Below are 14,805 nucleotides of genomic sequence, written 5' to 3'. Positions count from 1 at the left end.
GCTGTGCCGACTGGATTACTGCTTCTCAGACAACTGCTCCAGGATTGCAGGATTCTCAAGAGTGGACGTGTCCTGCGTGATGGCTTCGCCTTTGGCGATGCCGCGAAGCAGACGGCGCATGATCTTGCCGCTGCGCGTCTTGGGCAGGTTGTCGCCGAAACGGATGTCCTTCGGCTTGGCGATCGGACCGATCTCCTTGCCGACCCAGTCGCGCAGTTCCTTGGCAATTGCCTTGGCCTCCTCTCCCGTCGGGCGTGAGCGCTTGAGCACCACAAAGGCCACGATGGCCTCACCGGTCAGATCATCCGGCCGGCCCACCACGGCGGCTTCCGCCACCAGAGTGGAGTGCGCCACCAGTGCCGATTCAATTTCCATCGTGCCCATGCGGTGGCCAGAGACATTCAGCACATCGTCGATACGGCCGGTGATGCGGAAATAGCCGTTGTCGATGTTGCGCACCGCGCCATCGCCGGCAAGGTAGGTCGTGCCGCCCATTTCCTCGGGGAAATAGCTCTTCTTGAAGCGCTCCGGATCGTTCCAGATGGTGCGGATCATCGAAGGCCATGGACGCTTGATGACCAGCATGCCGCCCGCCCCGTTGGGAAGGTCTTTCCCCGTCTCGTCAACAATCGCTGCCATGATGCCCGGCAGCGGAAGCGTGCAGCTGCCCGGGACCAGGGGCGTCGCCCCCGGCAGCGGCGTGATCATGTGGCCGCCGGTTTCCGTTTGCCAGAAGGTGTCCACGATGGGGCAACGCTCGCCGCCCACGTGTTTGTAGTACCACATCCAGGCTTCCGGATTGATCGGCTCGCCGACCGAACCCAGCACACGCAGGCTGCTGAGGTCAGAGCGTGCGGGATGCACCGACTCGTCCGCTTCCGCGGCCTTGATGAGCGAACGAATGGCGGTCGGCGCCGTGTAAAACAGGCTGACCTTGTGCTTCTCGATCATCTGCCAGAAGCGTCCGGCATTTGGATAGGTCGGCACACCCTCAAAAATCACCTGCGTCACGCCGGCCGCCAGCGGTCCGTAGGCAACATAGGTGTGACCAGTGATCCAGCCGATGTCGGCGGTGCACCAGAACACGTCGGAAGGCTGGACATCAAACGTCCAGTCCATCGTCAGCTTGGCCCAGAGCAGATAGCCGCCGGTGCTGTGCTGCACGCCCTTGGGTTTGCCGGTGGAGCCCGAGGTGTACAGGATGAAAAGCGGGTGCTCGGCGCCGACGAACTCAGGCTCGCAAACGGGGGAGGCCTTGGCGCTCAGTTCGTGCATCAGACTGTCGCGCCCGGCCACCATGTTGCAGGCGGTCGGCGTGCGCTGATAGACGATGACGTTCTTGATGGACTCGCAGCCGCCCATGGCGATGCCCTCGTCCACGATGGCCTTGAGCGGCAGCTCCTTGCCGCCACGCAGTTGGTAGTTGGCGGTGATCACCGCCACGGCGCCGGCGTCCTGGATGCGCTCCTGCAGGCTCTTGGCCGAAAAGCCACCGAACACCACCGAGTGCGTGGCGCCAATGCGTGCACAGGCCTGCATGGCGACCACACCCTCCACCGTCATCGGCATGTAGATGATGACGCGGTCGCCCTTGTGGATACCCATCCCTTTCAGCACGTTGGCAAACTGGCAGACCCTGGCATGAAGCTCGCGGTAGGTGACGTTGGTGACCTTGCCGTCATCGCTTTCAAAGATGATGGCCTTCTTGTTCTCGGTGGGGGTGCCGAGATGGCGGTCCAGACAGTTGTAGGACGCGTTGAGTTCGCCGTCGGCGAACCACTGGTAGAACGGTGCGTTGGACTCGTCCAGCACCGTATTGAAGGGCTTTTTCCAGCTCAGATTGTCGCGGGCCAGCCTGGCCCAGAAGCCCTGAAAGTCGCTGGCGGCCTCGGCGCACATTGCCTCATAGGCCGGCATGCCCGAAATGCGGGCTGCCTTGACGGTGGCTGGCGTGGGCGGAAAAATGCGGTTCTCCACCAGCACGGACTCGATATTGGACGTGGGGTTGCTCATCTGTCGTGTCTCCTTCTTGTCACTGACTGGATGTTACTGTCACGCCTTGCACTTACAAGCCACTGACTTCTGCGAACCTTACAATTACTTCTTGGCATGCGCTTGATGCCTCAGAAACCACCCCACCGATCAACCGGTCCGAATCACGGATTTACCCCGCACAGCCCACGACATGTCTGACTCTGAACACGCCAAGCCCAAGCAAATGCGCGCGCTGCCCCGGCTGATTTTCTCCAGCCGGTGGCTTCAATTGCCCCTGTATCTGGGCCTGATCGCCGCCCAAGGCGTGTACGTCGTCCACTTCCTGGTCGAACTGGCCCACCTGATCGAAGCTGCTTTCGGTAACCAGGCAGCGCTGCAGGCGCTCATCACCAGCATCGGCTACAAAACCACAGCACCGGTCACCTCGCTGAACGAGACGGTCATCATGCTGGTGGTGCTGGCATTGATCGATGTGGTCATGATCTCCAACCTGCTGATCATGGTGATCATCGGGGGTTACGAAACCTTCGTCAGCCGCATGGACCTGGAGGGTCACCGCGACCAGCCGGAATGGCTGAGCCACGTCAATGCCTCGGTGCTGAAGGTCAAGCTGGCGACCGCCATCATCGGCATCAGCTCGATTCACCTGCTGAAGACTTTCATCAACGCCGACAACTACACCGACCGTGTGCTGATCGCGCAGACCGTCATCCACATCACATTCCTGCTCTCTGCGCTGGCGATTGCTTACACCGACAAGGTGATGTCAAGCATCGGCGCCCAAAAGCACTGATACGTCGGTGGATGGCAGGTCTGGTGGCCTGCAACTGACCAGCGGTGTGCTTCAGCCCGTGCCGACCATGCCGGCAGGCACCACCCAGCGATCAAACTGCTCAGCTGTCACATGCCCGGACGCAATGGCCGCTTCGCGCAGGCTGCTGCCCTCCTTGTGCGCCTTCTTGGCGATGAAGGCCGCCTTGTCGTAGCCGATGTGCGGGTTCAGCGCCGTCACCAGCATCAGGGAACGCTGCACCAACTCCGCAATACGCCCGTGGTTCGGCTCGATGCCCACGGCACAGTGGTCGTTGAAACTGGTCATGCCATCGGCCAGCAGCCGCACGCTTTGCAGGAAATTGTGCGCGATCATGGGCCGGAACACATTCAGCTCGAAGTTGCCCGAAGCACCACCAAAGTTGATGGCGACATCATTGCCAAACACCTGGGCCGCCAGCATCGTGAGCGCCTCGCTCTGCGTCGGGTTCACCTTGCCCGGCATGATCGACGAGCCCGGCTCGTTCTCGGGAATGCTCAGCTCACCAATGCCGCTGCGGGGCCCGCTGGCCAGCCAGCGCACGTCGTTCGCGATTTTCATCAGGCTGGCGGCCAGTGTCTTGAGTGCGCCATGGGCATGCACCAGCGCATCGGCAGAGGCCATGGCCTCGAACTTGTTGGGTGCCGTCACAAAGGGGTGACCAGTCAGCGCGGCCAACTCGGCCGCCACCTGCTCGGCATAGCCCTTGGGCGCGTTCAGGCCAGTGCCCACAGCGGTACCGCCCAGCGCCAGTTCATGCAGATGCGGCAGGGACGCCCGTATGTGCGCGGCGCCATGCGCCAGCTGCGCCACGTAACCTGAAAACTCCTGGCCCAGCGTCAGCGGCGTGGCGTCCTGCAGGTGGGTACGGCCGATCTTGACGATGCCGTCAAAGTCTTTCGCCTTCCCGTCCAGTGTGGCCTGCAGTTTGCCGAGCGCGGGCAGCAGTTTTTCGGTGATGGCCACCACCGCCGAGACATGCATGGCGGTGGGAAAAACGTCGTTGGACGACTGGCTGCGGTTGACGTCATCGTTGGGGTGCACCAGCCGGGCATCGCCGCGCTCGCCCCCCAGCAACTCACTCGCGCGGTTGGCCAGCACCTCGTTGACGTTCATGTTGGTCTGCGTGCCCGAGCCGGTCTGCCAGACCACCAGCGGGAATTCATCGGCGTGCAGCCCGGCAATCACCTCGTCGGCTGCCGCGACGATGCCCTCGGTCTTGCGCGCATCCTGCAGCCCCAGCGCATGATTGACTCTTGCAGAAGATCGCTTGATCTGCGCCAGCGCGCGGATGATCTCCAACGGCTGGCGCTCGCCGGAAATATCGAAGTTCTGCAATGAGCGCTGGGTCTGGGCGCCCCACAGGCGGTCTGAAGGAACCTGAATCGGGCCAAAGGTGTCGCGCTCGGTGCGCGTGGAAGGGGTAGGTGTGGGGGTGTTCATGGGGCCTGCCTGACCTGTCAAAATAGAGGGTTGAACCACCGGCTGGATGCAAATCCGCGTTCCAGCATAGCTGTTCCCAAAAGCAGCGCCTGCACCATGGGCGTTGCCCCATTTCACGACACACCATGACCACCACCATCCAGCAAGCCGACCTGATCGAATCCGTCGCAGCAGCCCTGCAGTACATCAGCTACTACCACCCTGCCGACTACATTGCCCACCTGGCCCGCGCCTATGAGCGTGAGCAGAGCCCGGCGGCCAAGGATGCGATCGCGCAGATCCTGACCAACAGCAAGATGAGCGCCACCGGCCAGCGCCCGATCTGCCAGGACACCGGCATCGTTAATGTGTTCCTCAAGGTCGGCATGGACGTGCGCTGGGGCGGCTTCACCGGAAGCCTGGACGACGCCATCAACGAAGGGGTGCGCCGTGGCTACAACCACCCTGACAACACCCTGCGCGCGTCCGTCGTAGCCGATCCGCAGTTCGAACGAAAGAACACCAAGGACAACACGCCGGCCGTGATCTTCACCGAGATCGTGCCCGGCAACACCGTGGAAGTCACTGTGGCGGCCAAAGGCGGTGGCAGCGAAAACAAAAGCAAGATGGTGATGCTCAACCCCGGCGACTCGGTGGTCGACTGGGTGCTGAAAACCGTGCCCACCATGGGCGCTGGCTGGTGCCCGCCCGGCATGCTGGGCATCGGCATTGGCGGCACCGCCGAGAAAGCCGTGCTGATGGCCAAGGAAAGCCTGATGGATGACCTCGACATGTACGAACTGCAGGCCAAATCGTCATCCGGCGCCAAACTGAGCAAGACCGAAGAGCTGCGCCTTGAGCTGTTCGAGAAGGTCAACGCCCTCGGCATCGGTGCACAAGGCTTGGGCGGCCTGACCACCGTGCTGGACATCAAGATCAAGATGTATCCGACCCATGCCGCGAGCAAGCCGGTGGCCATGATCCCCAACTGCGCCGCCACCCGCCACGCTCATTTCGTGATGGACGGCAGCGGCCCGGTGTACCTCGACCCGCCATCGCTGGACCTCTGGCCCAATGTGAACTGGGCGCCCGACTACAACAAGAGCAAGAAAGTCGATCTGAACACGCTGACCAAAGCCGAAGTCGCCAGCTGGAAACCCGGCCAGACCCTGCTGCTCAACGGCAAGATGCTGACCGGCCGCGACGCCGCGCACAAACGCATCGCCGACATGCTCGCCAAAGGCGAAAAGCTGCCGGTGGACTTCACTAACCGCGTCATCTACTACGTTGGCCCGGTCGATCCGGTCAAAGGCGAAGCCGTCGGCCCGGCCGGCCCGACCACCTCGACCCGCATGGACGGCTTCACCGAAATGATGCTGGCGCAGACCGGCCTGATTTCCATGGTCGGCAAGGCCGAACGCGGCCCGGTGGCGATTGAGTCCATCAAGAAGCACCAGAGCGCCTATCTGATGGCTGTCGGCGGCGCCGCCTACCTCGTGTCCAAAGCTATTCGCCACGCCGAGGTGGTGGGCTTTGCCGACCTGGGCATGGAGGCCATTTACGAATTCGACGTGGTTGACATGCCGGTGACAGTCGCGGTCGATGCCGGCGGCACCAGCGCCCACATCACCGGGCCTGCGGAATGGCAGAAGAAAATTGCCACGGGTGAGTTCAAGAAGATTCCTGTCGCCAGCATTTGACGTTGCGTCGCGCCATCGGGGTTTTTGACAGCGGCGTGGGCGGCCTGAGCGTGCTCCGGGCGCTCAGAGCACGCTTACCGGCCGAGGACTTCATCTACATCGCCGACAGCGGCCATGCGCCCTACGGCGAGCGTGACGACGACTTTCTGCGCCGTCGCTCAGCCACCATCGCAGCGCACCTCGCGGCGCAGAACATTTCGGCACTGGTGGTCGCTTGCAACACCGCCACCGCTGCAGCCATCGATGAGCTGCGGCAGCATCACCCGCAGCTGCCCATCGTTGGCGTGGAGCCCGCGCTCAAGCCCGCCGTGCTGGCCACGCGCACGCACCGCGTGGGTGTGATGGCCACGCGCAGCACGCTGGCCAGCTCGCGCTTCCGCGCCCTGCAGGATGCAGTGGGCGAACAGGTGACCTTCGTGCTGCAGCCCTGTGACGGTTTGGCCGACAGCATTGAGCAGGAGGCCATGTCTGGCCATGCCACTGCAGCCCGCACGCTGTGCGCGGAATACATCCAGGCGATGGGCCGTTTCGGAGATGCGCCAGGGGCCATCGACACGCTGGTACTGGGCTGCACCCACTACCCGTTTGCCATCGGTCACCTGAGCGATCTGTTGCCGCCCTCGGTGCAGATTCTCGACAACGGCGATGCCATCGCCCGCCAGACCGAGCGCCTGCTCTCGCAGCGTGAGGCAAAGCACCTTGTGCAGGGCGCGACCAACTTTTCATCCCCTCCGCGGGGTGAGGTGCAGCTGATCACCACCGGCGACCCACAGCGCCTGCAGGCGGCCGCTGCCCGCTGGTTGGGGCTTGAGGTTCCGGTTCAGTCGCTGCGCCTGTGAGACTGGCTACGCCGCACGCCTGACAGCCAAGTCAGCGACCGAGCTGCGTCTCCGCACGCAGATTCAGGGGCGGCTCAGGTGGCTCTTTCCAGCCACCACCCAACACTTTGTACAAGGTCACCTGGCTCTGCAACTGCGCCAGCCTGGTTTGCACCACGGCCTGTTGCGCAGCGAACAGCGAGCGCTGCGCGTCCAACTGATCCAGCGAGCTGGCGATGCCATTCTGGTACCGAAGATCGGCCAGCTTGAAGCGCGTCGTCTCGGCCGCAGCCTGGGCCTGCTGGGCCCGCAACTGCTCATCCAGCGTCGCACGGCCGGCTAGCGCATCCGACACCTCCTTGAAGGCGGTCTGGATGGACTTTTCATACTGGGCAATCGCAATGTCGCGGCCTGCATTGGCAGAAGCGAGGCCAGCCTGGTTACGACCTGCGTCAAAAATCGGCAGCAGCAACTGCGGTGCCAGCGTCCAGCCGTAGGAACCTGCCTTGAACAACCCCGAAAGGTGCGAGCTGGCACTGCCTGCGGTGGCTGTCAGCGAAATTCTCGGGAAGAACGCGGCACGCGCTGCACCGATGTTGGCGTTGGCCGCCAGCAATTGCTGCTCGGCCTGGCGGATATCCGGCCGGCGCGTCAGCAGGTCCGACGGCAGGCCTGCAGGCACATCGACCATCATCGGCACATCAGCCAGACCCTTGCCTGGCGCCGCCACGACAGCCAGATCACCGGTGAGCGGCTGCCCGACCAGCAACTGCAAGGCGCTCTGGTTCAGGGCGCGCTGGCGCAGCTGCTGGGCCAGCGAGACGCGGGCCGCTTCGAGCAATGACTCAGCCTGGCGCAGATCCAGCTCGGAGGTGACGCCGTTGTCAAACCGCAGCTTGCTGAGCTTGAACGATTCCTCGCGCGTTGACAGCGCCTGCCGCGTGGTGGCCAGCAATTCCTCATCGGCCAGCAGGCTGAGGTAGGTGTTGGCCACGGAGGCGATCAGGCTGATCTGCGTGGTTTTGCGCCCTTCTTCCGTGGCCAGGTACTGCGCCAGCGCCGCCTCTTTCAGGCTGGACACACGACCGAAGAAGTCCAGCTCGTACGAGGTGACGGCAAAACCTGCGGTGTACACGCTGGTGATGCTGGTGCCACCGTTCGCGGTATTGGGTTGACGCGAGCCGGTCAGGGCGGCATTGACCGTCGGGAACTGGTCGGCACGGCGAATGCCGTATTGCGCCCTCGCCTGCTCGATGTTGAGCACCGCAATCCGCAGGTCACGGTTGTTGTTCAGCGCCGCATCAATCAGTTTGCGCAGTTGCGGATCGCTGAAAAACGTCTGCCACTCCATATCGGCTGCAGGCACGGTGGACGTCGGTCTCGCTGCAGCCCCAGGAACAGCCACCGCGGGGAACTCCGCAGCAACTGGGGCAGCTGGCCGCTGGTAGGCGGGGATCATCGAGCAACCCGCCACCAGCAGGCCACTGCCCAAGGCCAGCGCCACTGCACAGGGCCGCGCTGCGCGTGTCAATCGGTTAACCATGAGACTTGCCCTCCGTCTGAGGTGCAGCAGGTGGCTCATCAAGCCCCACCGCATGCGCATGGGCGGCAAAGCGCTCGCGCTGCCGCTCGCTGCCCTTGAACACGCCACGCACCACCACAAAGAAAATCGGCACAAAAATCACGGCCAGCACCGTGCCGGTGATCATGCCGCCGATCACGCCGGTGCCGATGGCCCGCTGACTGGCAGAACCCGCACCGGAAGCCAGCGCAAGTGGCAGCACGCCGAGCATGAAGGCCAACGAGGTCATGATGATGGGCCGAAAGCGCAGGTGTGCCGCTGCCAGTGCGGACTCGACCACGCTCTTGCCGGTGGCCTGCAGGTCTTTCGCAAACTCGATGATCAGAATCGCGTTCTTCGCCGATAACCCGATGATGGTGATGAGACCCACCTGGAAATACACATCGTTCGCATATCCTCGGAGCAAGGTCGCCACCACCACGCCCAGCACGCCCAGCGGTACCACCAGAATCACTGCCAGCGGAATGGACCAGCTCTCGTACAAGGCCGCCAGACACAAAAATACCGCGAGGATAGCAAATCCGTAGAGGATGAAGGCCTGCGATCCAGCCAGCTTTTCCTCGCGCGAAAGGCCAGTCCACTCGTAACCGAAGCCTTGCGGCAACTGCGCGGCCAGCTTTTCCATCTCGGCGATAGCGGCACCAGTGCTGTAACCGGGTGCCGCACTGCCGCTGATGCGGGCCGCAGGGTAGCCGTTGTAGCGAATCGCCTGCATGGCCCCCTTGACCCAGCGGGTCGAGGCAAACGCGGACAGCGGAACCTGCTGCCCCTGGTTGTTGGTGGCATTGAGCCGGAGCAGGTCTTCGGGTTGCATGCGGGCCGGCGCATCGGCCTGCACCACCACGCGCTGCAGTCGGCCCTGGTTGGGGAAGTCATTGACGTAGCTCGACCCCAGCGCGACCGAGATCACCGAGTTGATCGACTCAAAGCTCACCCCCAGCGCATTGGCCTTGTCTCGGTCGATGTCGATCTGCAACTGGGGCGCGTCTTCCAGTCCGTCCGGTCGCACCTGGGCCAGCACCGGGCTCTTCGAGGCCATGCCGAGCAGCTGGTTACGTGCCGCCAGCAGCGCCTCACGCCCTGCACCGGCGCGGTCCTGCAGGCGGAAGTTGAATCCGCTGGACGACCCCAGTTCACGGATGGGGGGCGGACTGAGCGGAAAGATGAAGGCGTCGCGTATGCCCGACAGCGCACCGAACGCGCGCCCGGCCACCGCGTCGGCCGCCTGCGAGGGCTCGGTGCGCGTAGACCAGTCCTTCAGCGTCACAAAGGCCAGCGCGGCGTTTTGCCCCTGACCCGAGAAACTGAAGCCCAGCACGCCGACCATGCTCTGCACTTCAGGCTGCTTGAGGATGAACCCCTCGACCTGCTGAATGACGGCACGCGTGCGCTCCTGCGTGGCACCCGGCGGCAACTGGATATTGACCAGCAGATTGCCCTGGTCCTCAGCGGGCAGGAAGGACGTGGGCAGTCGCGTGTAGACCAAGGCCACCACGCCGATGATCACGCCGTAAATGAGCAGGTAGCGTTTGGCACGCTGAAGCATGCGCGCCACCAGGCCTTCATAGCTTTTGGCGGTGCTGGAGAAGCGGCGATTGAACCAGCCGAAAAAGCCTTTCTTCTCATGGTGGTGACCGGCCTCGACCGGCTTGAGCAAGGTCGCGCACAGCGCCGGTGTGAGTGACAGCGCAAGGAAGGCAGAAAAACCAATCGCCGCCACCATCACCGCTGCAAACTGGCGGTAGATGTTGCCGACCGAGCCCGAGAAGAACGCCAGCGGCACAAACACGGAGATCAGCACCACCGTCACGCCGATGATGGCGCCGGAAATCTGGCTCATTGCCTTGCGGGTGGCCTCCAGCGGCGGCAAGCCCTCCTCGCTCATGATGCGCTCGACGTTTTCCACCACCACAATCGCATCGTCTACCACGATGCCGATGACCAGCACCATGCCGAACATGGTGAGCACGTTGATCGAGAACCCGAGCGCCAGCAAGGTCGCAAAAGTGCCCAGCAGGGCAATCGGCACGACGATGGTCGGGATGATGGTGTAGCGGAAGTTCTGCAGGAACAGGAACATCACCAGGAACACCAGCACCACGGCTTCCACCAGCGTTTCGGCGACCTGGCGGATCGACAGGCTCACAAAGCCGGAGCTGTCGTAGGGAATGGTGTAGCTCACGCCTTCCGGGAAGTAGCGCTTGAGCTCCTCCATCTTGGTGCGCACGGCTTTCGCTGCAGCCAGTGCGTTGCCGCTCGGCGTGAGCTGCACACCAATGCCGGTGGAGGGTTGGCCATTCAGGCGCGCGGACGTCGCATAAGTCTGCCCGCCCAGTTCGATGCGGGCCACATCCTTGAGACGCACGGTGGAGCCGTTGGTATTGGCCTTGAGCACCACATTCCCGAACTGCTCCACGCCGGACAGCTGGCCGTTGACGACCACGGTGGCGCTGATGCTCTGCCCAGGCACGTTGGGCAGATCGCCAATCGTTCCAGAGGAGATTTGCGCGTTCTGGGCGCGGATGGCGTTGGTCACATCGGCCGGCGACAGCGAAAAGCCCACCAGCTTGGCCGGATCGATCCAGATGCGCATGGCGCGCTCGGTGCCGAAGAGCTGCGCCTGACCGATACCCGGGAGGCGCTGCAGCTCGGGAATCACGTTGCGCGAGGCATAGTCGCCCAACGCCACCGGATCGATGGCGGGATTGCTCGACGACAGAATCGTGAACAGCAGGAAGTTGGCGTTGGACTTGTCCACCCGCACGCCCTGCTGCGTCACCGCCTGCGGCAGGCGCGGCGCCGCTCGCGAAAGGCGGTTCTGCACGTCCACCTGCGCGAGATCGGGGTTGGTGCCCGGTTCAAAGCTCAGCGTGATGTTGCCGGTGCCGTTGGCTTGTGCCACTGCCTCCATGTAGATCAGCCCGGGCGTGCCGTTCATTTCGCGCTCGATGACACCGAGCACGCTTTCTTCCAGTGTGGTGGCCGATGCACCGGGGTAGCTGGCCGACACCACAATCGCTGGCGGTGCCACCGGCGGGTATTGCGAGATCGGCAGCTGCGTGATCGCCACCGAGCCCATCACCAGAATGAACAGCGCAATCACCCATGCAAAGATCGGGCGATCAATGAAAAATTTGGCCATGCGCAGGCCTCCTTACTTCGCGGCCGCAGAGGCTGCAGAGGCCGGAGCAGTGGGGCTGGACGCACCTGCCGAAGCAGCAGAAGCAGCTGGCGCCGATGCCGTAGCTGCGGGCGCCCCCGCCGCCGACGGCGGCTGCCACGGCACCGGTTTGACCGTAGCGCCAGGCTGCAGCTTCTGGAAGCCATCGACCATCACCTGCTCGCCGTCCTTCAGGCCATCGAGAACCACCCACTGCCCGCCTTTGGCGGAGCCGATCTTCACAGGCCGCGAGGCAACCTTGCCCTCAGGCGAGACCACCATCACACTGTCGCCCTGGGCGGTGCGGGTCACGGCCTGCTGGGGCAGGGTGATGGCGTTCGAGGCCTGGGCCTGCTCCAGGCGCACGCGCACATACAGACCCGGCAATAGCTGGCCGTCCGGGTTCGGCACTTCGGCACGCAGGGTGACCTGGCCCGTCGTGGCATCCACCGTCAAATCAGAAAACAGCAGCTTGCCGGGGCGGGCGTATTCGGTCCCGTCTTCCAGCACGATCCGCACGCTGGCCGCCTCGGCGCCGCTGGCCCGCTTGAACTGACCGGCGTCCATGGCGGCGCGCAGCTTCATCACCTCTGAGGCCGACTGCGTGAAGTTCACATACATCGGGTTGATCTGCTGAACCACGGCAAGCTGTGTTGCCTCGCCCTGCCCGACCAATGCGCCTTCGGTCACCAGCGCACGACCAATGCGGCCGGAAATGGGCGACGTCACCGATGCGTAGCCCAGATTGATGCTGGCTGTCTGCACATTGGCACGCGTAGACGCCACATCCGCTTCGGCCTGCTTTTGCGCCGCGACCGCGTTGGCAAATTCCTGCTTGCTGATGGCATTGGCTTCCACCAGAGGCTTGTAGCGCTCGGCCAGTGCAGAGGCCTGCGCGAGGTTGGCTTCCGCACGAGCTTGACCGGCCCTGGCACTCGCCAAGGCTGCAGCGTAAGGCGCAGGGTCAATCGCGAACAGGGCCTGCCCGGCCTTCACGTCGCTTCCTTCCCGGAACAGCCGCTTTTGCAAAATGCCCGCCGCACGCGCACGCACTTGCGCAATGCGCGAGGCCTCCAGCCGGCCCGGTAACTCGGTCACCAGCCCCACATCGCCGGGCTTGACCACCACGACACCCACCGATGCGGGTGGCGGCGGGGCTCCGGGAGCGCCGCCGCTCTTGCCGCAAGCAACCAAAACCACAGACACTGCGACGAGTGCAGCCAACCGGCCAGCGCGCGGCAGGACAAAAAGATGGGTGGGTGACACGACCGGATGGCCGACGCAAGACTTGGGCATGCTGTTCCTCAAATTTCTGGGGTGGGCGCAAAAGCAGAGCCATCAGTCATTGACATGCGTCAAGCAGACCGACAAAGAAGGAACTGTGTATTCTGCGGCTGCTATAGTTTACATACATTTGTGAATGTATAACGACAAGCAAGCGCACTGCTGCACTGTTGCGAGGAGACACGGCGTGGTACGTCGAACGAAGGAAGAGGCGCAGGCCACCCGACACCGGCTGCTGGACGCTGCAGAGCACCTGTTTCAGATGCAGGGGGTTTCGCGCACCAGCCTGCAGGACATCGCACGCCGTGCGGGCACGACGCGCGGCGCGGTGTACTGGCACTTCAAGGACAAGGCCGACCTGTTCAACGCGATGATGGAACGGGTCACGCTGCCGATGGAAGAGTCGTTCAAGCCAGCGGAGCCTTGCGACGCAAGCGTGGATGAACTGCATGCTGGCCGCGATGCGATCAGCCTCATCCGGCTGGCCACGCTCAATGCCCTGAACCAGATTGCCACCGACAGTCAGACGCGGCGGGTGCTTGAGGTGGCCACACAGAAAGTCGAATACGTTGAAGAGCTGCAGGCGGTGCGTGCAAGGCATCTCAGAGTCCGCGACGGATTCCTGAGCCGGATTGAGCAGAGCATGCGTGTGGCGATGGGGCGGGACCGCATCCACCCTGGCGTGTCAACCGAGGTCGCGGCACGCGGCCTGCACGCGCTGCTGGATGGCCTGATCCAGAACTGGTTGCTGCAGCCGGAGGCCTTCGACCTGCTGGCGGTCGGGGAATCCACGCTGATGGTGTATCTGAAAGGCTTGGGACTTGACTGGGAGTTTGGCGATACCCCAGCGGCTGCGCCGGTGACCTCAAGAAGGCCGAAGCCCTGAGTGCACGACCGGGCCGAAGTCTAGTGCAAATGACGCGGCTTGCGGCCACCACCGTGGCCGGAACCACCCTGCGGCCCGCCCAAACCACGCGGCGGCTTGCCCAGCTGCAGCGAACTGGCCAGCGCGTCAAAACGGCTCTCGAACAGCCTGTCGACGGCAGCCACCACTTCGCCAAGCTCCGATCCGTCAAAGTGCCGCTCCATCAGGCCAATCATGTCTTGCACCAGCAAATCGCGCTGGACCTGCATGATGGCTGCGGGAGTGGGGCCGACGAAATACATCGCGAAGTCGTCACGCGCCTCGCCTTCCTGCGCGTCGTCTTCATCGTCGAAGTCGGAGTCGTAGAACGTCACCTCGATCGGTGCGCCCGCCACCGCCAGGTCGTTCAGGCCCATGCACATTTCATCAAGCGCCTGGCGGAAATCCTCGTCACCCGGTACCGTCCAGCACATCTGCAGCAGGTGTGCCGGGCTGTCAAAGCGGATGCCCGGTTCTTCCTCGTAGGCGCTGGCGGCGCCCGCTGCGAGTGACTTCGAGCCGGCGTACTTCCACAGCGGCTTCAGAGCTTCCTGGAGCTGCTCGAACGTGACATCGTCGCGCAACGGCACTTCGCCGTGCACGTGAATCTCGAAGGGGGTGTTGTAGCGGGCCATGTAATTTATCTTACCCATTTTCGGGAGGGCAACCGCGGGCAAATCAGCCGGGTGGTGCCTGAGACCGGAATCGAACCGGTACGCCCGTTTTCACGAAGCGGCGGATTTTAAGTCCGCTGTGTCTACCTATTCCACCACTCAGGCCTGAGCGTCGCAACCCCAGCGGGTATTGTCAGACAAGAACCCCGTGCGGCATACGCGGCTGTGTTGGGATGGAGGCGCGGGCCGGAGTCGAACCGACCTACTCGGATTTGCAATCCGGTACATAACCGCTTTGTTACCGCGCCGTATCTTTTGCTGGGCGGATGGCGCCTGAGGCATCATCCAACCTTTGTGTTCGTTCCAATGAAAAAGGACAGCATTTTGAAGTGCTGCCCTTTGAATTGGAGCGGGAGAAGAGTCTCGAACTCTCGACCTCAACCTTGGCAAGGTTGCGCTCTACCAACTGAGCTACTCCCGCGATTACAGCCTCAAATTATAGCGCATTTTTTTAC

Annotated in this window: 10 protein-coding genes and 3 tRNA genes; 4 read left to right on the top strand and 9 right to left on the bottom strand. The window is 63.2% G+C overall.

Annotated elements, in window-relative coordinates; genetic code table 11:
- Positions 1–15 precede the first annotated feature (15 nt).
- A complete protein-coding gene (gene acs / locus AAG793_RS01595; RefSeq protein WP_341903104.1) occupies positions 16–2,013 on the bottom strand; it encodes an acetate--CoA ligase in 1,998 nt (665 codons plus the stop codon).
- A 172-nt stretch (positions 2,014–2,185) separates the two neighbouring features.
- Here acs and AAG793_RS01590 point away from each other — a divergent pair, with 172 nt between their 5' ends.
- On the top strand, positions 2,186–2,788 hold the full coding sequence (locus tag AAG793_RS01590; RefSeq protein WP_341903102.1) for a TIGR00645 family protein: 603 nt from the start codon (positions 2,186–2,188) through the stop codon (positions 2,786–2,788).
- A gap of 51 nt (positions 2,789–2,839) precedes the next feature.
- Here the strand turns inward: AAG793_RS01590 and fumC are convergent, their stop codons facing one another.
- Entirely contained in the window at positions 2,840–4,249 is a 1,410-nt protein-coding gene (gene fumC, locus AAG793_RS01585) for a class II fumarate hydratase (protein ID WP_341903099.1), read from the bottom strand.
- A gap of 125 nt (positions 4,250–4,374) precedes the next feature.
- Here fumC and AAG793_RS01580 point away from each other — a divergent pair, with 125 nt between their 5' ends.
- Positions 4,375–5,928 carry a fumarate hydratase gene (locus tag AAG793_RS01580; protein ID WP_341903096.1) on the top strand — a complete coding sequence of 518 codons (1,554 nt, stop codon included), beginning with the start codon at positions 4,375–4,377 and terminating at the stop codon, positions 5,926–5,928.
- 2 nt (positions 5,929–5,930) lie between these two features.
- Positions 5,931–6,767: a glutamate racemase gene (gene murI, locus AAG793_RS01575; RefSeq protein WP_341905348.1), complete on the top strand. Its 837-nt coding sequence runs from the start codon at positions 5,931–5,933 to the stop codon at positions 6,765–6,767.
- Positions 6,768–6,798: 31 nt separating this feature from the next.
- On the opposite strand, the gene AAG793_RS01570 is transcribed toward murI, so the two are convergent.
- From AAG793_RS01570 to AAG793_RS01560, 3 genes are read right to left on the bottom strand one after another with little or no spacing between them, the layout of a single operon-like run.
- Positions 6,799–8,289 carry an efflux transporter outer membrane subunit gene (locus AAG793_RS01570; protein WP_341903093.1) on the bottom strand — a complete coding sequence of 497 codons (1,491 nt, stop codon included), beginning with the start codon at positions 8,287–8,289 and terminating at the stop codon, positions 6,799–6,801.
- Positions 8,282–11,470 (bottom strand): efflux RND transporter permease subunit, encoded by a 3,189-nt coding sequence (locus AAG793_RS01565; RefSeq protein ID WP_341903090.1) that lies wholly within the window; start codon positions 11,468–11,470, stop codon positions 8,282–8,284. The genes AAG793_RS01570 and AAG793_RS01565 overlap by 8 nt, the downstream gene beginning before the upstream one ends.
- A 12-nt stretch (positions 11,471–11,482) precedes the next feature.
- Positions 11,483–12,784 carry an efflux RND transporter periplasmic adaptor subunit gene (locus AAG793_RS01560; protein WP_341903087.1) on the bottom strand — a complete coding sequence of 434 codons (1,302 nt, stop codon included), beginning with the start codon at positions 12,782–12,784 and terminating at the stop codon, positions 11,483–11,485.
- A gap of 175 nt (positions 12,785–12,959) precedes the next feature.
- Here AAG793_RS01560 and AAG793_RS01555 point away from each other — a divergent pair, with 175 nt between their 5' ends.
- The gene (locus AAG793_RS01555; protein ID WP_341903084.1) at positions 12,960–13,658 is read left to right on the top strand and encodes a TetR family transcriptional regulator; all 699 of its coding nucleotides are present in this window, start codon (positions 12,960–12,962) and stop codon (positions 13,656–13,658) included.
- A gap of 20 nt (positions 13,659–13,678) precedes the next feature.
- On the opposite strand, the gene AAG793_RS01550 is transcribed toward AAG793_RS01555, so the two are convergent.
- From AAG793_RS01550 to AAG793_RS01535, 4 genes are all read right to left on the bottom strand, one after another.
- Positions 13,679–14,311, bottom strand: a complete 633-nt coding sequence (locus AAG793_RS01550; RefSeq protein ID WP_341903081.1) for a DUF6806 family protein — start codon at positions 14,309–14,311, stop codon at positions 13,679–13,681.
- 52 nt (positions 14,312–14,363) lie between these two features.
- Positions 14,364–14,455 (bottom strand) — tRNA-Leu (locus AAG793_RS01545).
- A gap of 69 nt (positions 14,456–14,524) precedes the next feature.
- Positions 14,525–14,598 (bottom strand) — tRNA-Cys (locus tag AAG793_RS01540).
- 97 nt (positions 14,599–14,695) lie between these two features.
- A tRNA-Gly gene (locus AAG793_RS01535) sits at positions 14,696–14,771 on the bottom strand.
- Between the last annotated feature and the right edge of the window lie 34 nt (positions 14,772–14,805).

This window comes from Polaromonas sp. YR568 (assembly GCF_943372955.1).
Lineage (GTDB): Bacteria > Pseudomonadota > Gammaproteobacteria > Burkholderiales > Burkholderiaceae_C > Polaromonas.
This window is presented reverse-complemented; position numbering and strand designations above follow the sequence as displayed.